Source organism: Hydrogenophaga sp. SL48 (assembly GCF_021729865.1).
Classification (GTDB): Bacteria; Pseudomonadota; Gammaproteobacteria; order Burkholderiales; family Burkholderiaceae_C; genus Hydrogenophaga.
On the sequence record NZ_CP063400.1, the window covers coordinates 1,962,885 to 1,986,824 of the forward strand.

General features: G+C 64.0%; 25 protein-coding genes. 2 read left to right on the plus strand and 23 right to left on the minus strand.

The features are described from left to right. Positions 1 to 30: 30 nt before the first annotated feature. The gene (locus tag IM738_RS09335; RefSeq protein ID WP_236965598.1) at positions 31 to 708 is read right to left on the minus strand and encodes an ABC transporter ATP-binding protein; all 678 of its coding nucleotides are present in this window, start codon (positions 706 to 708) and stop codon (positions 31 to 33) included. 37 nt (positions 709 to 745) lie between these two features. On the opposite strand from IM738_RS09335, the gene IM738_RS09340 reads away from it, so the two are divergent. Both IM738_RS09340 and mnmH read left to right on the plus strand, forming a co-directional pair. Then, positions 746 to 1,390: an arylesterase gene (locus tag IM738_RS09340; RefSeq protein WP_236965599.1), complete on the plus strand. Its 645-nt coding sequence runs from the start codon at positions 746 to 748 to the stop codon at positions 1,388 to 1,390. Positions 1,391 to 1,396: 6 nt separating this feature from the next. Then, complete coding sequence (gene mnmH, locus IM738_RS09345) at positions 1,397 to 2,458, plus strand: tRNA 2-selenouridine(34) synthase MnmH (protein ID WP_236965600.1); 1,062 nt, start codon at positions 1,397 to 1,399, stop codon at positions 2,456 to 2,458. A gap of 107 nt (positions 2,459 to 2,565) precedes the next feature. On the opposite strand, the gene IM738_RS09350 is transcribed toward mnmH, so the two are convergent. The 22 genes from IM738_RS09350 to IM738_RS09455 form a co-directional block, all read right to left on the minus strand. Further along, a complete protein-coding gene (locus IM738_RS09350; RefSeq protein ID WP_236965601.1) occupies positions 2,566 to 2,754 on the minus strand; it encodes a hypothetical protein in 189 nt (62 codons plus the stop codon). Positions 2,755 to 2,785: 31 nt separating this feature from the next. Then, a complete protein-coding gene (locus tag IM738_RS09355; protein ID WP_236965602.1) occupies positions 2,786 to 3,976 on the minus strand; it encodes a PLP-dependent transferase in 1,191 nt (396 codons plus the stop codon). A 5-nt stretch (positions 3,977 to 3,981) separates the two neighbouring features. Beyond that, positions 3,982 to 4,506 (minus strand): phosphoribosyltransferase, encoded by a 525-nt coding sequence (locus tag IM738_RS09360; protein WP_236965603.1) that lies wholly within the window; start codon positions 4,504 to 4,506, stop codon positions 3,982 to 3,984. 57 nt (positions 4,507 to 4,563) lie between these two features. Then, entirely contained in the window at positions 4,564 to 5,949 is a 1,386-nt protein-coding gene (locus IM738_RS09365; protein WP_236965604.1) for an adenylosuccinate synthase, read from the minus strand. A gap of 13 nt (positions 5,950 to 5,962) precedes the next feature. Continuing rightward, positions 5,963 to 7,135, minus strand: coding sequence for an ATP phosphoribosyltransferase regulatory subunit (locus IM738_RS09370; RefSeq protein WP_236965605.1), 1,173 nt, complete (start codon positions 7,133 to 7,135; stop codon positions 5,963 to 5,965). Between the two features lie 68 nt (positions 7,136 to 7,203). Continuing rightward, entirely contained in the window at positions 7,204 to 7,398 is a 195-nt protein-coding gene (locus IM738_RS09375) for a DUF2065 domain-containing protein (RefSeq protein WP_236965606.1), read from the minus strand. After that, positions 7,399 to 8,283 (minus strand): protease modulator HflC, encoded by an 885-nt coding sequence (gene hflC / locus IM738_RS09380; RefSeq protein WP_077330554.1) that lies wholly within the window; start codon positions 8,281 to 8,283, stop codon positions 7,399 to 7,401. 26 nt (positions 8,284 to 8,309) lie between these two features. After that, positions 8,310 to 9,689, minus strand: a complete 1,380-nt coding sequence (hflK, locus tag IM738_RS09385; RefSeq protein ID WP_442908501.1) for an FtsH protease activity modulator HflK — start codon at positions 9,687 to 9,689, stop codon at positions 8,310 to 8,312. A gap of 32 nt (positions 9,690 to 9,721) precedes the next feature. After that, positions 9,722 to 10,885 carry a GTPase HflX gene (hflX, locus tag IM738_RS09390; RefSeq protein WP_236966282.1) on the minus strand — a complete coding sequence of 388 codons (1,164 nt, stop codon included), beginning with the start codon at positions 10,883 to 10,885 and terminating at the stop codon, positions 9,722 to 9,724. Between the two features lie 108 nt (positions 10,886 to 10,993). Next, complete coding sequence (gene hfq / locus IM738_RS09395) at positions 10,994 to 11,263, minus strand: RNA chaperone Hfq (RefSeq protein WP_077330557.1); 270 nt, start codon at positions 11,261 to 11,263, stop codon at positions 10,994 to 10,996. Positions 11,264 to 11,324: 61 nt separating this feature from the next. Then, the gene (gene der / locus IM738_RS09400) at positions 11,325 to 12,665 is read right to left on the minus strand and encodes a ribosome biogenesis GTPase Der (protein WP_236965607.1); all 1,341 of its coding nucleotides are present in this window, start codon (positions 12,663 to 12,665) and stop codon (positions 11,325 to 11,327) included. Between the two features lie 52 nt (positions 12,666 to 12,717). Then, positions 12,718 to 13,809, minus strand: coding sequence for an outer membrane protein assembly factor BamB (bamB, locus tag IM738_RS09405; protein ID WP_236965608.1), 1,092 nt, complete (start codon positions 13,807 to 13,809; stop codon positions 12,718 to 12,720). 59 nt (positions 13,810 to 13,868) lie between these two features. Further along, positions 13,869 to 14,543: a YfgM family protein gene (locus IM738_RS09410; protein WP_236965609.1), complete on the minus strand. Its 675-nt coding sequence runs from the start codon at positions 14,541 to 14,543 to the stop codon at positions 13,869 to 13,871. Between the two features lie 54 nt (positions 14,544 to 14,597). Next, entirely contained in the window at positions 14,598 to 15,893 is a 1,296-nt protein-coding gene (gene hisS, locus IM738_RS09415; protein ID WP_236965610.1) for a histidine--tRNA ligase, read from the minus strand. Positions 15,894 to 15,938: 45 nt separating this feature from the next. After that, entirely contained in the window at positions 15,939 to 17,231 is a 1,293-nt protein-coding gene (gene ispG / locus IM738_RS09420; RefSeq protein ID WP_236965611.1) for a flavodoxin-dependent (E)-4-hydroxy-3-methylbut-2-enyl-diphosphate synthase, read from the minus strand. Between the two features lie 2 nt (positions 17,232 to 17,233). Next, a complete protein-coding gene (locus IM738_RS09425; protein WP_236965612.1) occupies positions 17,234 to 18,121 on the minus strand; it encodes a helix-turn-helix domain-containing protein in 888 nt (295 codons plus the stop codon). After that, positions 18,114 to 18,998, minus strand: coding sequence for a type IV pilus biogenesis/stability protein PilW (gene pilW / locus IM738_RS09430; protein ID WP_236965613.1), 885 nt, complete (start codon positions 18,996 to 18,998; stop codon positions 18,114 to 18,116). The genes IM738_RS09425 and pilW overlap by 8 nt, the downstream gene beginning before the upstream one ends. Further along, positions 18,995 to 20,131: a 23S rRNA (adenine(2503)-C(2))-methyltransferase RlmN gene (gene rlmN / locus IM738_RS09435; RefSeq protein ID WP_236965614.1), complete on the minus strand. Its 1,137-nt coding sequence runs from the start codon at positions 20,129 to 20,131 to the stop codon at positions 18,995 to 18,997. The genes pilW and rlmN overlap by 4 nt, the downstream gene beginning before the upstream one ends. Positions 20,132 to 20,152: 21 nt before the next feature. Further along, entirely contained in the window at positions 20,153 to 20,578 is a 426-nt protein-coding gene (gene ndk, locus IM738_RS09440) for a nucleoside-diphosphate kinase (RefSeq protein WP_236965615.1), read from the minus strand. Between the two features lie 111 nt (positions 20,579 to 20,689). Next, positions 20,690 to 21,994 (minus strand): pseudouridine synthase, encoded by a 1,305-nt coding sequence (locus IM738_RS09445; RefSeq protein ID WP_236965616.1) that lies wholly within the window; start codon positions 21,992 to 21,994, stop codon positions 20,690 to 20,692. After that, positions 21,960 to 22,667: an SMC-Scp complex subunit ScpB gene (gene scpB, locus IM738_RS09450; protein ID WP_236965617.1), complete on the minus strand. Its 708-nt coding sequence runs from the start codon at positions 22,665 to 22,667 to the stop codon at positions 21,960 to 21,962. The genes IM738_RS09445 and scpB overlap by 35 nt, the downstream gene beginning before the upstream one ends. A 191-nt stretch (positions 22,668 to 22,858) precedes the next feature. Next, positions 22,859 to 23,887 (minus strand): RluA family pseudouridine synthase, encoded by a 1,029-nt coding sequence (locus tag IM738_RS09455; RefSeq protein WP_236965618.1) that lies wholly within the window; start codon positions 23,885 to 23,887, stop codon positions 22,859 to 22,861. Positions 23,888 to 23,940 lie beyond the last annotated feature (53 nt).

Consider the following 23,940-nt stretch of genomic DNA (forward strand, 5'->3'; position numbering starts at 1 on the left):
GTTACCCAGGGCCAAGGGATTGGCTGCGCCTCAGGCTGGCATCTGTTCAGCCTCGGAGGCCTGCCCTGCTTCGATGACGATGCGGCGCTCGCAGCGCTGCGCGATGGCCCGGTCGTGGGTCACGAGCACCAACGTCGTGCCCTGCTCGCGGTTGAGCTCGAACATCAGCTCCATCACCTTCTCACCCGTCGCGAAGTCCAGGCTACCCGTGGGTTCATCGGCCAGCAGCACGGCCGGTTTCACCACAAACGCCCGCGCCAGCGCCACGCGCTGTTGCTCGCCGCCCGACAGCACCTTGGGGTAGTGCCCCAGGCGCTCGCCCAGGCCCACGCGCTGCAACATGGCGGTGGCGGCGGTGCGGGCGTCGCGCCGGCCCACGAGTTCCAACGGCAGCATCACGTTTTCCAGCGCGCTCAGGTTGCCCAGCAACTGGAAGCTCTGGAAAACGAACCCCAGCTTTTCCGCCCGCAAGGCAGCCCGCTGGTCTTCGTTGCGCGCAAAAAGGTCAACCCCGTCAATGAGCACGGTTCCGCTGGTGGGCGTGTCCAGGCCGGCGATGATGGACAACAGGGTACTTTTCCCCGAACCCGACGCGCCAACGATGGCGGCGGTCTCCCCACGGCGCAGCGAAAAGTCGATATCGCGCAAAATGGTCAGCGTGCCCGTGGAGTCGGTGACCGATTTGAACACCTGCTTCACCACAATCATGTCATCCGGCATCGTTTTCGCCTTGAAAGGCTCTCAGTTGAAACGTCGTCACTTTAACGCCCTGCTCTCCCTGCTCGCCTCGACGGGGTCATTGGCCAGCGCCCAGACGGCGAGCAAGTCGGCGGCCGTGCTGGTGGTGGGTGACTCCCTCAGCGCCGAATACGGCCTCAAGCGCGGCAGCGGCTGGGTGCAGATCCTGCAACAACGACTGGTGAAGGAACGCATCCCCGCCCACATGGTCAACGCCGGCATCAGCGCCGACACCTCATCGGGTGGGCGTTCACGCCTGCCCGCGCTGCTCAAGCTGCACAAACCGGCCATCGTTGTCCTTGAGCTGGGTGCCAACGATGCGCTGCGCGGGCTGCCGCTGACCATGACACGCGACAACCTCACCGCCATGGCGCGCCTCTCGCGTGAGGCGGGTGCGCGCGTGGTGATCGTCGGCATGCAGGTGCCGCCCAACTACGGCGGCAAGTACACGCAAGACTTCCGCGAGGTGTTCAAGACGGTGGCGACCGCCGAGAAGGCAGCGCTGGTGCCCTTCCTGCTCAAGGGCGTGGCCGATCTGGCCGACCCGACCCTGCTGTTTCAGGAAGACCGCATTCACCCCAACGAGGCGGCCCAGCCCACGCTGGCCAACAACGTCTGGGCGGTGCTGGCGCCCATGTTGCCGAAACGATAATCGGGCATGCCCGTCCACACCCTGCCCGCAGCCGCCGCCATCCAACAGCTCGGCGATTACGACACCATCATCGACGCCCGCACCGAAGACGAGCACGCGCTCGACCATGTGCCCGGTGCCGTCAACTGGCCCACGCTGAACAATGCCGAGCGGATCACCATCGGCACCATGTACAAGCAGGTCAACGCCTTCGAAGCCAAGAAGCGTGGCGCAGCGCTTTCGGCGCGCAACATCGCGGCTCACATCGAGCGCGAGGTGATCGACAAACCTCGCACCTGGAAGCCGCTGGTCTACTGCTGGCGCGGTGGCAACCGCAGTGGCGCACTCGCGACCATCCTCGGTGCCATCGGCTTTCAGGTGACCTTGATCGAGGGTGGCTACAAGGCCTGGCGGGCCGCACTGGTGGAAGACATTCCAGCGCAGGCCCGGAGACTCCACTACCGCGTGGTCTGCGGCCCCACCGGCAGCGGCAAGACACGCTTGCTGCAAGCACTCAGGGCGCAAGGGGCACAGGTGCTCGACCTCGAAGCCCTGGCCAACCACCGAAGTTCGGTGCTGGGTCACATCCCCGGTGTGCCTCAGCCCAGCCAGAAACGTTTCGACAGCCTGATCTGGGACGCGCTGCGCGGGTTCGACGCGGCGCGACCGGTGTTCGTCGAAAGCGAAAGCAAGAAGGTCGGAAATGTGCGCGTGCCGGACGCATTGATCGACACCATGCGCGAAAGCCCTTGCATCGACCTCGTTCTGTCAGATGACGAGCGCGTGGCGCTTCTGCTGGAGGACTACGATTTCTTTGTGAAAGACAGTGAGCACTTCTGCCAGCGGCTGGAAGCACTCACCGAGCTGCGCGGCAAGGCGGTGGTCGAGGCCTGGACCACACGGGTGCGATCGGGCCAGACACCCGAGGTTGTTCTGGAGTTGCTGACGCAACACTATGACCCGATGTACGCGGCGTCGATCGAGCGAAATTTCAAGTGCTACCGGCAGGCGCAGCGCTGCGAGCTGATCAACCGCTCCGGTGATGCGCTCCGCGATGCAGCCGCCCACTTGATCGCATCACCTGTCTGACCAAGCCCGTCAGGTCGTCCGCCCGACCTTCGATCCGAAGGACCTCCAACCGCTCCAGCTGATCGGGTCGCCAAGGAACGTGCCCGGCAACCTGCCACCTCGAGTGGTCAGGCGGTGGAGCCAGGCTCGTTATTGCCTTCTGGGGAGGGCGCGTCCGCAGGGCTCTCCGCGTCGTTGCCCTCGCTTGCATCGTCGTGCGGCTTGCCAGCGGCTTTGGCTCGCAGCTTCTCTTCCTTCTTCTTTTTCTTGGCAAGTTCGCGCTGGCGTTTTTCGTATCCGTAGTTGGGAGTGGCCAAGTCAGTCTTTCAAATGGTTCAGGAAGGGAGATCAGGCGTTCAGCGTGGCGAGCGCCTGGGCCAGATCGGCGCGCAGGTCTTCGACGGCTTCAAGCCCGATCGCGAAGCGCACCAGGCCGCCTTTGTGCGGCCACTCCTGGGTGCGGATGGAGGAAATGTTGTAGGGCGCGCACAGGCTGATGGGGCCGGCCCAGCTCCAGCCAAGCTTGAACAGCTGCAGTTGATCGCAGAAAGCGTCGATCTGAGCCTGCCTGAAACGCTCGTCGAAGACGGCGCTGAAAAGACACGCGGCAGCCTTCGCATCACGTTGCCAGGTGTGATGTCCCGGTGATCCGGGCAAGGCCGGGTGCAACACCTGCACCACGCCGGATTGCCCCTGCATCCAGGTCGCGAGTTCGCGCGTGGTGGTGTCTTGTGCGGCGTAGCGCAGTGCCATGGTGTTCAGGCCGCGCAGCACGAGCTCCGTGTCATTGCCGCTGACCCCGAGGCCCAGGCGCATGTGCGTCAGGAGCAACTGGTGGTGCAGGGCGTGGTCGCGCGTCACGACCGACCCCATCAGCACATCGGCGCCACCGCTGGGGTATTTGGTGAGCGCCTGCATGGAGATGTCGGCACCCAGCTCGAACGCATTGAAGGCAATGCCCGCACCCCAGGTGTTGTCGAGGGCCGTCAGGATGGGTCGCTCACTGGACCGGTGGGCGTTGGCCTGTTTCACGACGGCCACCAGCGCGGGCAGGTCGGGAAACTCGAGCGTGATGGAGCCCGGCGCTTCGAGCCACACCAGCCGCGTGGCCGGGCCGATCTTGGCGGCCAGGTCGGCCGGGTTCTGCGCGTCGTAGCAACGGTGCGTGATGCCCCAAGCGGCCAGCTCGACGTTGGCAAAGGCCTTGTTGGGGCCGTAGGCGTTGTCGGGGATCAGCAGCTCTTCGCCCTGCTTGAGGAACGCCATGTCCACCAGCGCCACGGCCGAGAGGCCGCTGGGCGCCAGCACGCAATGCGAGCCGCCTTCGACGGTGGCGATGCGCTCTTCGAGGATGAAGGTGGTGGGTGTGCCGTGCAGACCGTAGGTGTAGCCACTCTTGTCCACCCATTCTTGCGTGCGCAAGGCGTGCACGTTGGGGAAGATGACGGTCGACGCCTTGTGCACACCGGGCGCAACGGCGTCAAAGCCCTCGGGCGGGCGATAGGGATGGTGAATGAGGCGGGTGGATAACTCTGACATCGGAATCAGAGTTTCCACTTTTCGAGCAACTGCTCGGGACGCATGCTGTCATAGCCCTCGAAGGGCTGATGGATCCAGGGATTGGTGGGCAAGAACTCCACCGAGTAGTCGGGGGTGAAGGTGGACAACTGTTTGGTCCAGATCACGGCACTGCGCAATTCTGTGATGGGTGCGTAGTTGTTCTTGAGCAGGCCGATCACGGCGTTGAGCGTGTGACCGGAGTCTGCCAGGTCGTCCACCAGCAGCACCTTGCCGGCGATTTCGCCCTTGGGGGTCGTGATGTAGCGAGCGATGTCCAGGTTGCCCTGCTGGGTACCGGCGGCCGCGCGGTAGGAGCTGGTGGACATGATGGCCAGCGGCACGTCGAAGATGCGAGACAGCACATCGCCGGGTCTCATGCCGCCGCGCGCGAGGCACAAGATGGTGTCGAACTGCCAGCCCGACTGGTGCACCTTGAGCGCCAGCTTCTCGATGAGGTTGTGGTACTCGTCGTAGGAAACGTAGAGGTGTTTACCGTCTTCGGTCAGCATGCGGGCTCCGGGTGGGGTCGGGATGTCGGGGTCATTCTGCACCAAAGTGGCAGCGGCTCAGGCCTGGAACGGGTGCTTCAGCAGAATCGTGTGGTCGCGGTCCGGGCTGGTGGACACCACGTGGATCGGCACACCGGTGGTTTCCTGGATGCGCGTCAGGTAACGCTGCGCATTCAGGGGGAGCTGCTCGTAGCGCGTCGCGCCGACCGAGGTTTCGCTCCAGCCCGGCAAGGTCTCGTACACCGGCGTGCAGCGCGCGATGTCTTCCGCGCCCATGGGCAGGATGTCGATGACCTCACCGTCAAGTTCGTAGCCGGTGCACAGCTTGAGCTCGCTCAAGCCGTCGAGCACGTCCAGTTTGGTGATGCACAGACCTGACAGGCCGTTGACCTGGGCAGAGCGCTTGAGCAGCGCGGCGTCAAACCAGCCACAACGGCGGCTGCGGCCGGTGGTCACCCCCTTTTCGGCGCCCACCGTCGCCATGTGCCAGCCTGGGGTGCCTTCCTTCTCCCACTCGAGTTCGGTCGGGAACGGCCCACCGCCCACGCGGGTGCAATAGGCCTTGGTGATGCCGAGCACGTAGTGCAGCATGCCGGGACCCACGCCCGAACCTGCGGCAGCGTTGCCGGCGACACAGTTGCTGGAGGTGACGAACGGGTAGGTGCCGTGGTCGATGTCGAGCAGCGTGCCCTGAGCACCTTCAAAGAGCAGGTTCGCGCCTGCCGCGTTGGCGTCGTTGAGCTCGCGCGAAACGTCGGCGATCATGGGCTTGAGCAACTCGGCTTGCGCCATGGCCTCGTGGTAGACCGGTTCGAACTGGATTTCTCCGTCCTTCATGTAAGACGCCAGCTTCTCGTCCCAGACCATGTCGGCCGAATGCAGCCAGGTCGTGAGCACGTGGTTGTGCAGCGCCAGCAATTCGCGCAGCTTGGCGGCAAAGCGCTCGGGGTACTTCAGGTCCTGCACGCGCAGGGCGCGGCGGGCGATCTTGTCTTCATAGGCCGGGCCGATACCCCGCCCGGTGGTGCCGATTTTTTCGGTGCCGGCCTTGACCTTGGCGGCCTCGCGCGCAATGTCGATGGCGGCGTGGAACGGCAGGATCAGCGGGCAGGCTTCGGACACTCGCAGACGCGAGCGGACTTCAACGCCGGCTTTCTCCAGTCCGGCGATTTCCTCGAACAGCTTGCCCACGGAGAGCACCACGCCATTGCCGACATAACACTTCACACCGGCGCGCATGATGCCGCTGGGAATCAGGTGCAACGCTGTCTTCACGCCGTTGATGACCAGGGTATGGCCAGCGTTGTGGCCGCCCTGAAAGCGAACCACGCCCTGGGCAGACTCGGTCAGCCAGTCCACCAGCTTGCCTTTGCCTTCATCGCCCCACTGCGTGCCCACGACCACCACGTTGCGCCCCGGGGTGGCGCTGCTGTTCTTGCTCATTGCTTGTTTCCGTTTAAAGAGATTTCACTGTCCAGGCATCCGCATGGGCCGGATCGGCCACCAGTTCGCGGTCGCAGTGGAATTCGTTGACTTCGTGTTCATGGCCGGGCAGCACGCAAACCACGGTGTGGCCTTCGGCTCGCAAGGCGGCCACCGACCGACGCAGTCCAGGCGCCATGCCCCAGGGCGCACGGATGGCCGCGACCAAGGGACGTGGGGCCACGGCCGACACCAACTCCTTGATGTCGAGGCTGAACCCCACGGCGGGGCGCTTTCGCCCAAACACCGCGCCCACTTCGTCGTAGCGCCCACCACGGGCCAATTCGGTTGCCGCACCTTGCGTGTCTTGGGCAAACACCGCGAAACGCATGCCGGTGTAATAGGCATATCCCCGCAGGTCCGCCAAGTCAATCGACACGTTCATGCCCTGCCCTTGCGCCTGGCTGGCCAGCCAGACCAGATCGTCCAGCGCAGTGTGCAGGGCCACCGAGGGGGCCAGCCGGGTGCGGGCCTCCGCCAGCACCTCGATTCCACCAAACAGCCCGGGCAACGCACACAGATCGCTGCGCACGCGCTCGGGCAAATGCTGAGACAAGCCCTGCAACGCAGCCGCGTCCTTGCCCGCCAGCGCCGCATGGATCTGGCGTGTGTGCTCTGCATCCAGTTGCACGGAGGCCAGCACGGCGTCAATCACGCGCACATCGGCCAGGTCCAGCAAGAGGGTGTGCACCCCGGCGTGGCGCAAGCAGGCTCGCGCCAGCTCCACCACCTCCAGGTCGGCCTCCAGTCCGGCATGACCATAGATCTCGGCGCCGAACTGCAGTGGTTCTCGGCTGGCGAGCGGGCGGTCGATGCGTGTGTGCACCACCGGGCCGCAGTAGCTCAGACGGGCCACACCCTGGCGGTTGAGCAGATGGGCATCGATACGAGCGACTTGTGGCGTGCTGTCGGCGCGCAGGCCCAGCGTGCGACCCGAGAGCTGATCCACCAGCTTGAAGGTCATGAGATCCAGCGCTTCGCCGGTGCCGGTGAGGAGCGATTCCAGGTGTTCGACCAGCGGCGGCATGACCAGCTCGTAGCCGTAGCCTCGGGCTGTGTCCAGCAAGCCCCGGCGAAGTTCTTCGATGTGGCGGGCCTCGGAAGGCAAGACATCGGCAATGTGATCCGGGAGGACCCAGGCAGACATGGGCATTGTGGGGGGCTGTTAAAAACGTGATTTTACCGGGACGGCAGGACCGCCCCGGCGGACAGCACTCAGGCCACCCACCAGAGCAGCGCGCCGGCGAGCAGGCAGACGAGTCCGAAGAAACGAACCTGGCCATCGTTCAGCTTCAGCATCTCGCTGAACATGCGGCGCCAGGCGCCAGGCGCGAGGAAAGGCATCAAGCCTTCAAACACCAGGACCAGCGCGAGCGCTGGCCAGAACACATCGGCAAGCGACGTGTCCACTCAGCGAGCAACGTTGCTGCTGCGCATGGCCTTGAAGAAATCAGACGACGGGTCGATGACCATCACGTCGGACTTGCCCGCAAAGCTGGCCTTGTAGGCCTCCAGGCTGCGGTAGAACTGCGCAAACGCTGGGTCACGCCCAAAAGCCTCGCCATAGAGACCAGCTGCCTTGGCATCGGCCTCGCCCTTGATGGTCTGCGCCTGTTTGTAGGCCTCGGCCAGAATCACTTCACGCTGGCGATCGGCATCGGCACGGATCTTTTCACCCTCGGCGAAACCCGTGGATCGCAGCTCGTTCGCCACGCGCTTGCGCTCGGTTTCCATGCGCTGGTAAACCGACGCGGTGATGCTCTCGGCGTAGTCCACGCGCGTGATGCGCACATCGACCACGTCCATGCCCCAGGGCTGTTCAGCGCCCTTGACAGCCAACAACACCTCGCGCTTCACATCTTCCATCAGCTGCTCGCGGCGGGTGGACAGCAACTCATTGAGCGTGCGCTTGTTCACCTCCTGCTGAAAGGAGTTGCGAACCACGCGGTTGAGCTGCAGCGCTCCAGCGCTCTCATTCAAACCCACGTTGCGGATGTACTGCTGCGGCTCACTGATGCGCCAGCGCACATACCAGTCGATCACGACGCGCTGCTTCTCAGCCGTCAAGGTGGGTTCGGTGTCACTGCTTTCCAGCGTGAGCAGGCGCTTGTCGATGTACGACACGTTTTGCACCAGCGGAATCTTCCAGCCCAGACCAGGTTCGGTCACGACCTTCTTGATTTCACCGAGCTGGAACACCACGCCGAACTGGCGTTGGTCCACGACAAAAAAGGTGGCGCTCAGAAACGCCAGGGCCACCAGGATGGAGGTGGCAATGAAGCCAAGCTTGTTCATGTGTGGGTCTCTTCGTGGGCCGCGCTTCAGCGGCTCTCACGCTCGCGCGAGCGGGCGTTGTTGGTCGTGCTGGTGGTCGGTGCCACGGGTGATGGCGCACTGCTGGTCGGTGCGGAGCTTGCGGGCGCAGCGGCCGCGCCACCTTGTGCAGTCATCTGCATGATCTTGTCGAGAGGCAGATACAGGAGGTTGGAGCCGGCCTTGGTATCGACCATGACCTTGGTCACGTTCGAATACACCTGAGCCATCGAATCGGTGTACATGCGATCCCGCGTCACCTGCGGCGCCTTCTGGTACTCAACCAGCACAGAACGGAAACGTTGGGCATCGCCATCGGCCTGCCCGACGATGCGGGCGCGGTAGCCCTCGGCCTCTGCGCTCAGGCGCGATGCGGCACCACGAGCCCGCGGCACCACGTCATTGGCGTAGGCCTGAGCCTCGTTCTTGGCCCGGTCGCGCTCCTGGCTGGCCTTCAACACGTCATCGAATGCGGCCTGCACCTGTTCGGGCGGCCTCACATGGGTCAGGTTGATGCCTTCGACGACGACCCCGACCTTGTAACGGTCCAGAATGGTCTGCATCAGTGCCCGCACACGTGGCGCAATCTGATCACGCTCTTCCACCAGGGCAGCGTCCATCTTCATCTTGCCGACCACTTCACGAACGGCGGTCTCAGCGGCCTTGAGCACGGCCGCATCCGGGTCACGGCTCTCGAAAAGGTAGGCCCGCGCGTCATTGAGGCGGAACTGGACCACGAACTTGATGTCGACGATGTTCTCGTCGGCCGTCAGCATCGACGACTCGCGAAGGCCGGTGGCGGGCACGATGGCGTCACGCCCCACATCGACCGAGCGGAGCTGGGTGACGAAGATCGTTTCGTGGCGCTCGATCGGGTACGGCAAACGCCAGCGAAAACCGGCGCCTGCCGTGCTGCTGAACTTGCCGAATCGCGTGATCACGGCCTGCTGGCCTTCCTGCACGATGAAAAAGCCGGTGCCCAGCCAGATCAGCAATGCCACAACGGCAATCAATCCGGCTCCAATGCCCGCAGACTTGGGGCTGGGGTTGAAACCGGGCGTACCGCCACCATTGCCACCCCGGCCCGATCCACCGCCTTTGCCACCCAGCAAACCTCCGAGCTTGCGATTGAAGTCGCGCCAGAGCTCGTCCAGATCGGGTGGTCCTTGATTCGGTCCTTGCGGCGGGCGTTGGCCGCGCGTTGGTTGCCGGGGCTCATCGTCACGCCCGGGTTCAGCACCCGCCTTGGGCTCGTTTTCACCACGCGCAGGCTCGTCACGGCCCCAACGCGGATCATTCAGATTGAACATGCCGAGCAGGCGCCGAAGCCAGCCTGACGATTTGTTGCTGCTCGCGCCACCGGGTGGGGATTCCAGATTCACATCCATGGATTGCCAACTCTTCTTTCGAATCAAAACCATCACATTGTGCCCATTCCAGGGGGCATGTCTTGCGCACCGGTCAAGTCACGCTCGTCATCCGGAAGGGCATCGACCGGCCTCTCAGCCAGAACGACCGAAGACAACAGCGATCGCAAGTCCGGCAAACCGGATCCGTTCAAAGCGCTGACGAAGATACGAGGCACGCTCTGCCCACCGAGTTCCATGGAGTCGCTCAGCGTCAAGGGCAGGCTGGCGGGATCCATGGCGTCAAGCTTGTTGAACACCAGGATCTGCGGAACCTGGTCGGCACCAATGTCCTTCAGGACACCCATCACCGACGCGATCTGCTCGAGATGGGCGGGGTTGGAAGCATCCACCACATGCAGCAGCAGATCGGCGTCCGCCGCTTCTTGCAGAGTGGCCGCAAAAGCATCCACCAGTCCGTGCGGCAGGTCGCGAATGAACCCCACGGTGTCCGACAACGAAACTGAACGCCCCGCTTCACCGAGGTACAACTGGCGTGTCGTGGTGTCCAGCGTCGCAAACAGCTGGTCGGCCGCGTAGGCACGGGCTTTGACCAACGCATTGAATATCGACGACTTGCCGGCATTGGTATAGCCCACCAGCGAAATCGTGAACGCCTCACGACGCTCCCGCTGACGCCTTTGGGTGGCTCTCTGCTTCTTGACCTTTTCCAGCCGCTCTTTGGTTCGCTTGACCGCGTCATTGATCATGCGTCGATCCAGCTCGATCTGCGTCTCACCCGGACCGCCGCGCATGCCGATACCGCCGCTCTGGCGCTCCAGGTGGGTCCAGCGGCGGACGAGCCGGGTCGACAAATACTGCAACCGGGCCAGCTCCACCTGCAATTTGCCTTCATGGCTGCGGGCACGCTGGGCAAATATCTGAAGAATCAGCAAGGTCCTGTCGTTGACGGGCAAACCAAGCTCCCGCTCAAGATTCCGCTGCTGGGCCGGACTGAGCGCCTGATCGAACAGAACTTCGCTGGCGCCCGTGGACTGAGCCAGCATCCGGATTTCTTCCGCTTTTCCAGAACCTACAAACAATGCTGGATCGGGCGCCCGGCGCTTGCAGCTCACCCTATCGGCGACTTTAAAACCAGCCGTTTGCGCAAGCAAACCCAGTTCTTCAAGACCACGGTCGAAATGTGGGCCACCCAGATCCACGCCCACCAAGATCACCGATGGGGTGGAAGATGCAATGGATGCGGAGGGATTCAATTCAGATCCGCCCGATAGGATGAAGGGCATGGCCCATGCGGCACCCGCCCATCAGGAGCGGCGCCCCGATCAAGAGGCTGCGGCTTCGTCCGGACCGACGGCAGTGAACTGCACCGGACGGCCCGGCACGATGGTGGAGATGGCGTGCTTGTAAACCATTTGCGTGACGGTGTTGCGCAGCAGCACGACATACTGGTCAAACGATTCAATCTGACCCTGCAATTTGATGCCGTTGACCAGGTAGATCGACACGGGCACATGTTCCCGGCGAAGCTGGTTCAGGAAAGGATCTTGCAAGAGCTGGCCTTTGTTATTGCTCACGATATGCTCCGTGTTCAAAAGAAGTTGTTAGGGCGTGAACCATACCACACGCCTGCCAGTCTGCAGGGATTGGCGAAGCTCAATCCGCATCCTTGAAGGGGTTGTCCGCGGTTTTGAACTCGATGCGCAGCGGTGTTCCCACCAGATCAAAGGCTTTGCGGAAGCGTCCTTCAAGGAAACGCTTGTACGCATCAGGCACGTGCTGCAACGAGTTGCCGTGAATCACGATCACAGGTGGATTCATGCCTCCTTGATGAGCGTAGCGCATCTTGGGACGGAACATGCCGCCCCGGGTCGGCGCCTGGAAAGCCACGGCCTCCATCAGCAGGCGCGTCAGCACCGGCGTGGACATCTTGCGCATGGCCGACGTTCTCGCCTGGATGATCGATTTCCACACCGGGCCCAGACCCTGACGTTTCTTCGCCGAAATCAGGTGCAGCGAGGCGAACTTCAGGAACGCCAGCCGGGTTTCGATCTGGCGTTCGATCTGTTCGCGCTGGTAGGCGTCCACAGCGTCCCATTTGTTGATCGCCAGCACCACGGCACGCCCACTCTCCAGAATGAAGCCCGCGATGTGTGCGTCCTGATCCGTCACGCCCTGGGTGGCATCCAGCAGCAGCAGGACAACGTGAGCGCTCTCGATGGCCTGCAGCGTCTTGACCACAGAGAACTTCTCGATCGCCTCAAACACCTTGCCCTTGCGGCGCAAGCCGGCGGTGTCGATCAGCTCGAACTTCTGGCCATCCTTTTCGAACGGCACCGAGATCGCATCGCGGGTGGTGCCTGGCATGTCGAATGCCACCAGCCGCTCCTCGCCCAGCCACACGTTGATCAGGGTGGACTTGCCCGCATTGGGCCGCCCCGCCACCGCCAGACGGATGACACTGGTGTCCTCTTCTTCAGCTTCGTCGTCCTCATCGGCCAAGCCGGGTATGGCTTCAAGTGCTGCGTCAAGCATGGAGCGCACGCCCTGTCCATGCGCACTCGACACTGGCAACACCTCACCCAGACCGAGCTCAAAGAACTCCACCAGCTGCAGGCCTTGCGTCATGCCCTCAGCCTTGTTGGCCACCAACACCGTGGGTTTGCCCAACCGACGCAGGTATTTGGCGATGTCGTGGTCTTGAGCACTGATGCCAGCGCGGGCGTCCACCACAAAGATCACCACGTCCGACTCGGCCACAGCCTGACGGGTCTGCTTGGCCATTTCCTTGTAGATGCCGGACTCGGCGGTGGGCTCGAACCCACCGGTGTCGATCACAATGAACTCGCGCTTGCCCACATGCCCGTTGCCGTAGTGGCGATCACGGGTGAGGCCTGCGAAATCCGCAACGATCGCGTCGCGGGTGCTGGTCAGTCGATTGAACAGGGTGGACTTGCCCACATTGGGCCGCCCCACCAGGGCGATAACGGGTTTCACGGAAATAGACTTTCGTTCAGGAACGCAGAAAGCCTGTGTTCTTCAGCAAATATCACTGCGAGCGCCACGCAAAGACGCCGCCGTTGAGCGTCTGCACCACCAACGCGGGGCCCGACAGCACAGGTGAGGCCAAGATGGGCGAGCCATCGGTGGTGAGACGGGTCAACTCACTGCCGTCTTCCCGCGACAAGAGGTGCACCAGCCCGGTGCCGTCGCCCACAACCAGCAGGCGACCCAAGGCCAGCGGGGCCGTCAGTTCGCGGAATTTCAGGCGATCAACCTCCCAGCCACGATCCCCTTTGACACGTTGCCAGGCCATCAGGCGGCCGTCGGTTTCGCTGCCAAAAACATACTGCTCGTCACCATGCACGCCCGTCACACCTTGTGCGGGCTTGCTCCAGAGCAAGCGGCCTGTGTCGGTGTCCACACAGCCCACCGCCGAGTTGAAAGAGCGGGCGCACACCGTGTTGCCGACCCGGCTCACGGAGCCCACCAGATCCACCAGGCGCTCCACTTCATTGGTGCCGCGCGAATTCGCGATCGGAACTTCCCAGCGGAGCGTGCCATTCAGGGGGTTCAGCCCCACGAGACGACCCGACAACCCCGCCACCAGCGTGTCCCCCACAGCCAACAGCACACCCGACTGACGCAACACCAACGGCTCCCCGGGACGGGCCTGGGTCCACAACCGCGCGCCATTCTGCGCGTCAAAAGCCATGACACTGCGGTCGGCCGCCAGCACAAACACACGGCGCCCCGCCACGAGCGGCGCCGTGAACGAAGCGGCGGAAAGCTGCACCCGCCAGCTTTCTCGGCCATCGGCCATGGCAATCAACTGGTTGCCCTGGGTCACCACTGCCGTCGTCTGACCATCAGATCCCGCGCCCGTGGACAGCGATGTGCCCAGGTTCAAGCGCCAGACATCGCGCCCTGACGTTGCATCCACCACGGCGACGGTGCCCTTGGAACCCGTGAGGTACACCCTCCCCTGGTGCGCCAACGGCGCCATCGACGGTGACGAGGGGCCCATCTGGGTTGACCAGATCAGTTGCGCGCTCGCGCGGTTGGCCGCAGGGGCGAGTTCGGCCGGCTTCATCTTGACGGGACCTGACGAACACGCCGCCAGCAACATCGCGGCCGCCATGGCCACCACACCACCCATCACGCGCACATGGCCAAACTGGATCATTTTGTTCATGGCGCTCAACGCGCCGCCTCGGTGGAGACAGGCGCCGGGGACACGTCCACGCCCAGCGCCGCCAGTTTCACTTGCACCAGTTGCCGGTACTCATTGCGGTTGCTCAGCCCGTCCCAGGCCTTCTGGTACTGGGCCTTGGCATCGTCGCCCTTGCCCTGAGCCATGAGCACATCGCCACGGCGATCGGCGGCCAGCGGTTCGTAAGCCTTCGGCATAGGGGCCTCCAGCACCTTCAGCGCCTCGTCAAATGCCTTGGCTTCCAGATGCACACCCGCAAGTCGCAGACGCGCCACGGCTTGGAGGGACTCATCGCTGGACTTCTCTGCCACCCAGGCCAACGCCGCTTTGGCGCCATCGGGCTTGCCCGCCTCAAACAGGCTCCTGGCCGCCAGCAAGGCGCCTTGAGCGGCATAGCTGGTGCCTCCGAAGCGGTCCTTCATGTCCGCCAGCGCGCGCTCGATCTTTTCGGCATCCTTGGCACCGGATGCCCGCTCGATTTCGTCGAACAGGGCAGCGGCCTTGGTGGCCTGGGTGCGCTGCCAGTAGTTCCATCCGTTCCAGGCGGCGAATCCGCCGAGCACCGCGATCAGCAACCAGGTGATGAGGTTGCCGTACTGGGCCCAGAAGTGTTTGAGCTGGTCAAGTTGTTCCTGCTCTTCGAGATCGAGATGTTTCGCCATGGGTGTCCGGGGAGATTGCTTCGGCCGATTGTAGGTGGTGGGGTCCGGAGAGGCTCAGTCGCCGCGCAGCGAGACGCCCCAGGCGGAGGCATTGTTCAGCGGTTGGAGCTGCTGCCCCACATCGCCGTCGCGGGTGCCGCGCAGCGGCTTGACCGCCACCATGCCTTGCTCAAGCTCCTGCGCGCCGAACACCAGAGCATGACGCGCGCCACTGGCATCGGCCTTTTTGAACTGCGACTTCATGCTGCCCATGCCATCAGCGCCACCGGCGTGCATGGTGACGCTCACGCCTTGATGGCGCAGCTCGCGCAGCAGCCGCATGGCCACCGGCAGGGCCGCCACGTCCGGCACCACGGCGTAGGCGTCGGGTACCACCGGCTCTGGCAGGCGGCCCTGCTCTTTCAGCAGCTCCAGAATGCGCTCCATGCCCAAAGCCCAACCCACCGCCGGCGCGGCCTTGCCGCCGATCTGTTCAAACAGGCCGTCGTAACGCCCCCCGGCACACACCGTGCCCTGCGAGCCGAGCTGCGTGGTGACGAACTCGAACACCGACAGGTTGTAGTAGTCCATGCCGCGCACCAAGCGCGGGTTGATGCGGTAGGCGATGCCCTGCGCATCCAGCAGCGCCCGCAGGCGGTTGAAGTGATCCAGCGACTCGGGTCCCAAAAAAGCCATGAGGTGTGGTGCACCGTTCACCATCGCCTGCATGGCGGGATTTTTCGTGTCCAGGATGCGCAGCGGGTTGCTGTGCAGGCGGCGTCGGGCGTCTTCGTCCAGCAGGTCGGCGTGGGATTCCAGGTAGCTGATCAGTGCCGCGCGGTGCGCCTGTCGCTCGGCCGGCTGGCCCAGGCTGTTGATCTCCAGCTCGATGCCTTCCAAGCCCAGCTCGGCCCAGAGGTCGCAGGCCAGCACGATCAGCTCGGCGTCGACATCCGGCCCGGCAAAGCCCAGGGCCTCGGCACCAAACTGGTGGAACTGGCGGTAGCGCCCGCGTTGCGGGCGCTCGTGGCGAAACATCGGGCCCATGTAATACAGGCGCTTGCCGCCGTCGTACAACATGGAATGCTCTACCGCCGCTCGCACGACACCTGCCGTGTTTTCAGGGCGCAGCGTCAGCTGTTCGCCATTGAGACGGTCTTCGAAGGAGTACATCTCCTTCTCGACGATATCGGTCACTTCGCCCAGACCACGAACGAACAAGGCCGTGGGTTCGACGATCGGCGTGCGCACGTTGCGGTAGCCATAGCGGCGCATCAGCGCGCGCAGGGTCTCTTCCAGCCACTCCCAGTGCGCGGACACGGGAGGTGCAATGTCGTTCATGCCTTTGACGGCGCTCAATTTCTCGGCCATGGATGCTTGTCTTGTGAAGGCGCGGCTTCATCGCCACGCTGAGGGTCAGGCAGTGACGCCAAACCTCTTTTCAATGTAGTTTTCTACGACCGACTGGAACTCGGCGGCGATGCGATCGCCCCGCAAGGTCAGTGCCTTCTGGCCGTCGATGAACACCGGAGCCGCCGGGGCCTCGCCCGTGCCGGGAAGGCTGATGCCGATGTCGGCGTGCTTGCTCTCGCCGGGGCCGTTGACGATGCAGCCCATGACCGCCACCTTCATGTTCTCGACGCCGGGGTAACGCTCGCGCCAGGCGGGCATGGAGCTGCGCAGGTAGTCGTCGATCTGCTTGGCCAGCTCCTGAAAGGTGGTGCTGGTCGTGCGGCCACAGCCCGGACACGCCGTCACACTGGGCACAAAGGCTCGCAACCCCAGCGCCTGCAGGATTTCGGAAGCGATCAACACCTCCTGGGTCCGTGCCTCGCCGGGTTGCGGCGTGAGCGACACGCGAATGGTGTCGCCAATGCCCTGCTGCAACAGAACGGCCAGCGCCGACGCGGACGCTACCGCCCCTTTGGTCCCCATGCCGGCCTCGGTCAAACCCAGGTGCAGCACATGGTCAGTGCGCTGGGCCAGCGCCTGGTAGACCGCGATCAGGTCTTGCACGCCGCTGACCTTGCACGACAGCATGATGTTGTTCCGGTTCAGGCCGATCTCTTCGGCCCGCCGGGCAGAATCCAGCGCCGACGTGATGAGTGCCTCGTACATCACCTGGCGCGCGTCCCAAGGCTCGGCCCGCTCAGAATTGGCGTCCATCAGCCGCGCCAGCAGATCCTGGTCGAGACTGCCCCAATTCACGCCAATGCGGATGGCCTTGTCCCAGCGCGCGGCGATCTCGACCATCTGGGCAAACTGCCTGTCACCCTTGTCCCCGCGACCGACGTTCCCGGGGTTGATCCGGTACTTGGACAGTGCTTCGGCGCAGGCCGGGTGGTCGGTCAACAAACGGTGACCGTTGTAGTGGAAATCGCCGATCAGCGGGACGTGGATGCCCATGCGATCGAGCTGCTCGCGGATGTGTGGTACCGCCTTGGCGGCATCGTCGTTGTTGACGGTGATGCGAACCAGCTCGGAGCCCGCCTGGGCGAGTTCCTTGACCTGAATGGCGGTACCGATCGCGTCGGCGGTGTCCGTGTTGGTCATGGACTGCACGCGCACGGGCGCACCGCCGCCGACCGTGACACGGTGCGATTGCCAAGCCACCACGCCGGGGCGGCTCTGGCGAACACGTGGGGCACTGATGGCGATGGGACCGTTCAGGCCGGCCTGAGACCCCACGATGGAGCGATCTGACGTCATGGTCATTTCACCTTAAACCGCGCCACGCTGTTGCGCGCATAAGGCACGACGTCAAAGGCCTGCCCACGAACGGTGACCTCGACCGCGTCGGCCCTGCCCAGCACCACCGAATAGGGCGGCGAGGCCGAAAAGCTGAGAACGTCACCCGTCTTGAGCATGCGCTGCACCTGTGACACACCTCGGCCATCCACCACCTCGACCCACGAATCGCCGTTGGCCTTGATGCTCAGAAGACCCTCACTGTCAACGGAGGCAGGGGGAGCAGCCACGGAAGCGTCGACACTTGGCGTCACCACCGAGGACGGTGGCGTCAACACCACCGGCGCATCGCTGGTGACTGGGGCGCCCGGTGACAGAGGAACAACTTCCGTGGTGGATGTCCTGTTTTCAAAGGTCGTCGCTACAGAGGTGTCGGACAGGCGGGTCACCGCACCCGAGACGTTGTCCACTGTCGACCGCCAGTCGGGCATGTACATCAGCGCCACGGCAGCCATCACCAGCGCCCCGGCCACCAACACCGCCGGACGCCGCAACCATTCCGAGGGCTGCAGAGACAGTGACGATCCGCGGGGCGATCTGAAAGGGGCGTTGATGGTGTGCGACGAGTCACCCAGCATCGGCGTGCGCCCCGTGGGGATCTGCTCGAGAACAGGCGCAGGATCGATCTTGAGCTGGCGGCAGGCGCTGGAGGCCAGTGCGCGGGCAAACGTCATGTCCGGCAGCTCCTCATAGCGCCCGGCTTCCAGAGCATCCAGCTTCTTGACAGGGACTTTCAGCGCGGCCGCCAGGGCCGCAATGTGCAACCCAGCCGCCTCCCTTGACTGGCGCAGGAGCTCGGGCCGGGTCCAGGCCGTTTCACCAACTGCATCCGGCACCACCGACTCACTCATTGAACGCCCCCCGCTGATAGGAGGCGTACTCCGGCGAACGCGGGAACCGGCGCAGCAGCTGCTGCGCGAGCTGGTCGGCCGCCTGGGGGTTGTTCATGCGACGTTCGACCTTGATACCCAACCACAGCGACTCGGCATTGGCCAAATCGGAGTTGTTCAGGCGACGGATGTAAAACTGCGCGCGTTTGTCGTCACCCCGCTTGTACAGCAGTGACGCCAGGTTGTAGCCGGTGATGGGGTTGGCCGCATCCAGCTCATAGGAGCGGGCGAAGCTGCCTTCGGCCTCGGCGAACTGGCCCATTCGAACCTGGCACACACCCTTGGCCATGAGCGTCTTGGCCTGACCGCCGTAAACCGGGCTGGCCAGCGCGCGGACAAACAGCTGAACCGCCTCGGCATGGCGACCCTGTTGGCAAACAAACCAGCCGTAGTTGTGCAACGCATCGGGGTCGCGCTCGTTGATCTGCAAGGCGCGACGGAAGCTGTCTTCGGCCTGACCCGGTTCATTCATCCGCATGTAGACCAACCCGCGAAGCACATAAGCAGGGCCATAACCTGGGAACGCGGCGAGTGACTGCTTGATTTCATCCAGCGCCACCGAAGTCTGACCTTGTTCAAAGTAGCCGGTCGCCAGTTCGAGGCGAATGCGGGCGCGCTTTTGCGCCTCGGGTTCATCGGACTCGGTGAGCGGTTGCGCCGTGTTGGAGGTCGAGGTCCCGGGACCGCTCGCGCAAGCCGACAGCACCGACAACAACACGGCGAGAAGCAGCAACAGCGACCAACGGACCTCCACAGAAAGACCCATCAGAGGCGCACCATCAGACCGGGTCTGACGATCCGGTTGGGCCTTGAAGCGGATCGGGGAGGCGTGTGTCATTCCTGTTTTTCCTTGGCTGACTTCAAAAAGCGGATAGGCTGCGCCGCGGCTCGCCGCTTGGCCACCTGGGTTCGGTCCATCACGTCGCCGGCGAGCTGTCCGCAGGCTGCATCGATGTCATCACCGCGCGTCTTGCGCACGGTCGTCACGATCCCCCCCGCGATGAGGATCTGCCCGAAGGCCTGGACCACTGGGCGGGGTGAACATTTCAGACCGGAATCCGGAAACGGGTTGAAGGGTATCAGGTTGATTTTGCAGGGAACACCTTTGCCGCCATGGCCTTTGAGCAATGCCAGCAGCTGCTCGGCGTGTTCTGGCTGGTCGTTGACCCCGTCCAGCATGCAGTATTCGAAAGTGATGAAGTCACGCGGTGCCGCCGGCAGGTAACGAAGGCAAGCGTCGAGCAATTCAGACAATGGGTATTTTCGATTCAGCGGCACCAGCGAGTCGCGCAGCGCATCGTTGGGGGCATGCAACGAAACCGCCAGCGCAACCGGCACGTCGCCGGCCAGGCGGTCAATCATGGGCACGACACCCGAGGTCGAGACGGTCACCCGTCGGCGCGACAGGCCGTAGCCATGATCGTCCAGCATCACACGCAACGCCGGCACCAATGCGCTGTAGTTCTGCAGCGGTTCACCCATGCCCATCATCACCACGTTGGAGATGACCCGCTCGGTTGTCTTCAGGTGCTGACGCAGGAAAAATTCGGCGTGCCACAACTGCGCGACGATCTCACCTGTGGTGAGGTTGCGCGAAAAACCCTGATGACCGGTGGAGCAGAAACGGCAACCCACGGCACATCCGGCCTGCGAGGAAATGCAGAGCGTGCCACGGTCATCTTCGGGAATGAACACGGTTTCCACCGCATTGCCGCCACCCACATCGAACAACCACTTGATCGTGCCGTCGGATGAGTCCTGACGGGAAAGCACCTGCAAGCCCGTGATGGTGCAGACCGAGGGCAGCTTTTCGCGAAGGCTCTTGGCGAGATCGCTCATCTCGTCAAAGCGCGAAGCGCCCTTCTGGTGAATCCAGCGAAACAACTGGACGGCGCGAAAGCGCTTTTCGCCCAGCTGCTCGCAAAAGGCGGTCAGGCCCTCAAGATCGAAGTCGAGGAGGTTGACCGTCATGGCATGGTGGCCCCGCGCCGATCAGCGCGAGTAAACGTTCATGCCGGGGAAGAAGAAGGCAATTTCCACGGCAGCGGTTTCGGGAGCGTCGGAGCCATGCACGGCGTTGGCGTCGATGCTGTCAGCGAAGTCGGCACGGATGGTCCCTGCTTCGGCCTTCTTGGGATCGGTGGCGCCCATCAGGTCGCGGTTCTTGAGGATGGCGCCTTCGCCTTCCAGTGCCTGGATCATCACAGGGCCGGAAATCATGAAATCCACGAGGTCCTTGAAGAAAGGACGGGCTTTGTGAACCGCGTAGAACTGCTCGGCTTCGCCGCGCGACAGGTGCGCCATGCGAGCGGCCACCACCTTCAGGCCAGCGGCTTCAAAACGGGCGTAGATCTGGCCGATGACGTTCTTGGCGACGGCGTCGGGCTTGATGATGGAGAGAGTGCGTTCGATGGCCATGGTGATCCTTGAATTTATGGAATAAAAACGATTCTTGCGCGGGTGGCAAAGCTCTTGATTCTACATTGCCCAGAGCGAAAACAATGATGCGCCTGAGTGGCAACCTAGCGGTCAGCGGCCTCCGGAACGGCCACCACCACCGCTGCCACCCCGGCGGCGACCACCGCTGGGACCGCCACGGCCGGTGCCTTGTTCGCGCTGGCGCTGCAAAGCGTCCTGGCCGATGTAGCCAAGAGAGGTTTTCAAGGGGTCGGGCTGGCCACCGCCCGCGCCCTGCCCCTTGCCGCCCTTGCCTTTGCTCGCGGGTGTGTCGAACATGCTGCCGCGGCGCACGGCAGGCGCCTCCCCCCGGCTGCCCGCCGGATTGCCGTAGTTGCGTCCACCCTGTGGCCCCTGCTTCTTGCCACGCCCTGGCGTGGCCTTGCCGACCGGGCGCTCTGTGCGCTGGTAGACACCGGCCGCCGCCGTCAGGCGGTCAATGTCGCCCTGGTCGAGCTCCAGCCAGACACCGCGCTTGAGCCCGCGCGGCAACATCATGGCGCCATAGCGGATGCGGATCAAACGGCTCACGGCGTGGCCCACGGCTTCGAGCATGCGCCGCACTTCCCGGTTACGACCTTCGCCGATGGTCACGCGGTACCAGCAGTTGGCGCCCTCACCCCCGCCGTCTTCGATGCTGTCGAAACGGGCCTCGCCATCGTCCAACCGCACGCCGTCGAGCAGGCGCTGCTTTTCGTCGTTGGACAGGGCACCCAGCACCCGCACCGCGTACTCGCGCTGCAGGCCAAATCGCGGGTGCATCAGCCGGTTGGCGAGCTCGCCCGAGTCGGTGAGCAGCAGCAGGCCTTCGGTGTTCAGGTCGAGTCGACCCACTGACTGCCACTTGCCTTGGTAAAGACGCGGCAGGCGGCGAAACACCGTGGGCCGGTTTTGCGGGTCATCGTGCGACACCACTTCGCCCGCGGGCTTGTGATAGGCCAGCACGCGAGGGGGCGGCGGAGCGATGCGCACGCGCACCGGCTTGCCGTTGACCTTGATGTTGTCGCCGAACTGGATGCGCTGACCGATGTGGGCCGGCTCGCCGTTGACCGAGATGCGCCCCTCCAGAATCAGTTGCTCCATTTCCAGCCGGGAACCCATGCCAGCCTGTGCCAGCACCTTGTGCAGTTTGGGCGACTCGGCCTCGGGTTGCAGCACCCGCTTGGTCGGCAAGGGCAGTTCCTGCTCTTGCTCGGCGTCAAATGCGCCGCTGACCACGTCGTCAAAACGCAAGGCCTGTGGTTGCCCCTCCCCTTTCACAGGCGACGGGCTCGCAGCCGTCTTGGGCGTTGAGTCCGTGGTGGGCTCAGCGGGCAAAGCGCCTGCGTCGCTGCTGGACGGTTCAATCGGGTTGTGAGGGGGTTGCGCCGGTGTCATGGTCGTCCTGTGGTTCGTCCCGGGTCGGGACGGGGATCGCCGGTTCGCCGGCGGTGTCGGGGGTGTCTTCACCCACGGTTAAAGACTCGCCAGCAGGTGGCTCAGCCATTCCGCTGGCGAGAGATTCAAAGTCGAGTCGATCCAGCGCCGATTCCTGCACCTCGCTGCCATCCAGTGGCGGCAGCTGATCCAGGGAAGAAAGGCCCAGATCGTCGAGAAACTGGCGCGTGGTCGCAAACAGAGCGGGCCGCCCCACCGTTTCGCGGTGCCCGATCACTTCCACCCAGCCGCGGTCTTCCAGTTGCTTGATGATCAGGGAATTGATCGTCACGCCACGGATGTCCTCCATGTCGCCACGGGTCACCGGTTGGCGATAGGCGATGATGGCCAGGGTTTCCATCGCGGCGCGCGTGTACTTGGGTGGCTTTTCAGGATGCAAACGGTCCAGGAATGGTCGCAGCTCGGGCCGGCTCTGAAAACGCCAGCCGGTGGCCACCTGCACCAGTTCGACGCCGCGCCCGGTCCATTCGGTCTGGAGATCAGTCAGCAGGGTCTTGATCGTGTCGGGAGCGACTTCCATGTCGAACAGCACCCCGAGCTCTCTCACGGAGAGCGGCTGGGGTGCGCAAATCAAGGCCGTTTCGAGGACGCGCCTGGCATCCGTGGTGTTCATCGCTGGTGCCTAAAAAAACCGGTTGTCGGTCAAGGGGCAAGAAGTTGCGGACAAGGTCTGCAGGGCTCATCAGGCCCGCGGCGGACAACAGCAGCACGGGAGGGGTCGAGGAGGACCATCCGGGTGGGCTGTGGGAACGACCAGAAATCGCAACAGGGCCCGAGGGCGGGCCGCTGGACACCGGGATCAAGTCACCCCAGCTGAGCCGGATTGTAATGGAGCCCGGCCGCAGCGATGGCCTGGCCCATATCAGCGGGCGGTTCGCAGGCGAAAGCCAGTGGTGCGCCCGACACCGGGTGAGCCAACCGCAGCCGCGCAGCGTGCAAGGCCTGGCGTTCCATGCCGAAGAGAGTTCGTCCGCCATACACCGCATCACCCACCAGCGGATGCCCGAGCCAGGTCAGGTGCACGCGAATCTGATGGGTTCGCCCGGTGTGCAGCTTGCAGGCCACCAGACAGGCCTGGTCGGTCCCGTCGAGCAGCCGGATCGACGTGCGGGCGGACTTGGCCCCCGTGGTCTCCGGCCGCAGCACGGCCATGCGCAAGCGGTTGTGGGGATCGCGCCCCACCGGTTGCTCCACATCCAGCTCGGCCGGCCCCTTCCAGCGACCCTGCGCCAGCGCCAGGTATTCGCGATGCACCTCACGAGCGGCAATGGCGCGCACCAGCGCCTCCACGGCCTGGCGGCTCTTGCCCACGAGCATCAGGCCCGAAGTGTCCTTGTCGAGCCGGTGCACGATGCCGGCCCGCGGCAGCGCGGATGCGCCAGCATGATGCGCCAGCAAGCCGTTGAGCAAGGTGCCACTCCAGTGACCGGCCGCCGGGTGCACCACGAGACCTGCGGGCTTGTGAATCACCAGCAGGTCCGCGTCTTCGAACACCACCTCCAGCGCCATGGGCTGCGCCACGAACGCCATGGTCTGCTGCGTCGGGCGCAGCTCTACCTGCAAACGGTCTCCCACCGACACCTTCGCCGACGGCTTGAGCGCGGGCGCGCCACGCCACGCCACGGCACCGTCGCCCATGAGCTGCTGAAGATAGGAACGGGAGAATTCCGGGATCAACGCCGCGAGGGCCCGGTCGAGCCGCCAGCCGTGCATGGACACGGGCACCTCGCAATCCCGGACCTCGACCCCCGTCAGACTTTCGTCGGCATCGCCCTCACCCTCTGAGATGCCCAGGTCGGTTTCACCCCCCGTCGATATAATTTCAGCTGCCAAGACCTGTGTTCCTGTTGTGAAGGTGTGCGTGTGAAGCTATGTTCGAGATTATC

Bases quoted from the DNA above. Each gene is read 5' to 3' on its own strand.
- IM738_RS09425 (WP_236965612.1), bottom strand. From the start codon at position 18,121: ATGAGTGAGTCGGTGGTGCCGGATGCAGTTGGTGAAACGGCCTGGACC.
- bamB (WP_236965608.1), bottom strand. From the start codon at position 13,809: ATGGCGGCCGCGATGTTGCTGGCGGCGTGTTCGTCAGGTCCCGTCAAG.
- hisS (WP_236965610.1), bottom strand. From the start codon at position 15,893: ATGGCCGAGAAATTGAGCGCCGTCAAAGGCATGAACGACATTGCACCT.
- IM738_RS09360 (WP_236965603.1), bottom strand. From the start codon at position 4,506: ATGCTGACCGAAGACGGTAAACACCTCTACGTTTCCTACGACGAGTAC.
- rlmN (WP_236965614.1), bottom strand. From the start codon at position 20,131: ATGACGGTCAACCTCCTCGACTTCGATCTTGAGGGCCTGACCGCCTTT.
- ispG (WP_236965611.1), bottom strand. From the start codon at position 17,231: ATGACGTCAGATCGCTCCATCGTGGGGTCTCAGGCCGGCCTGAACGGT.
- IM738_RS09335 (WP_236965598.1), bottom strand. From the start codon at position 708: ATGATTGTGGTGAAGCAGGTGTTCAAATCGGTCACCGACTCCACGGGC.
- IM738_RS09365 (WP_236965604.1), bottom strand. From the start codon at position 5,949: ATGAGCAAGAACAGCAGCGCCACCCCGGGGCGCAACGTGGTGGTCGTG.
- IM738_RS09355 (WP_236965602.1), bottom strand. From the start codon at position 3,976: ATGTCAGAGTTATCCACCCGCCTCATTCACCATCCCTATCGCCCGCCC.
- scpB (WP_236965617.1), bottom strand. From the start codon at position 22,667: ATGAACACCACGGATGCCAGGCGCGTCCTCGAAACGGCCTTGATTTGC.
- hflC (WP_077330554.1), bottom strand. From the start codon at position 8,283: ATGAACAAGCTTGGCTTCATTGCCACCTCCATCCTGGTGGCCCTGGCG.
- IM738_RS09445 (WP_236965616.1), bottom strand. From the start codon at position 21,994: ATGACACCGGCGCAACCCCCTCACAACCCGATTGAACCGTCCAGCAGC.
- IM738_RS09410 (WP_236965609.1), bottom strand. From the start codon at position 14,543: ATGGCGAAACATCTCGATCTCGAAGAGCAGGAACAACTTGACCAGCTC.
- hflK (WP_442908501.1), bottom strand. From the start codon at position 9,689: ATGGATGTGAATCTGGAATCCCCACCCGGTGGCGCGAGCAGCAACAAA.
- mnmH (WP_236965600.1), top strand. From the start codon at position 1,397: ATGCCCGTCCACACCCTGCCCGCAGCCGCCGCCATCCAACAGCTCGGC.
- ndk (WP_236965615.1), bottom strand. From the start codon at position 20,578: ATGGCCATCGAACGCACTCTCTCCATCATCAAGCCCGACGCCGTCGCC.
- IM738_RS09370 (WP_236965605.1), bottom strand. From the start codon at position 7,135: ATGTCTGCCTGGGTCCTCCCGGATCACATTGCCGATGTCTTGCCTTCC.
- pilW (WP_236965613.1), bottom strand. From the start codon at position 18,998: ATGACACACGCCTCCCCGATCCGCTTCAAGGCCCAACCGGATCGTCAG.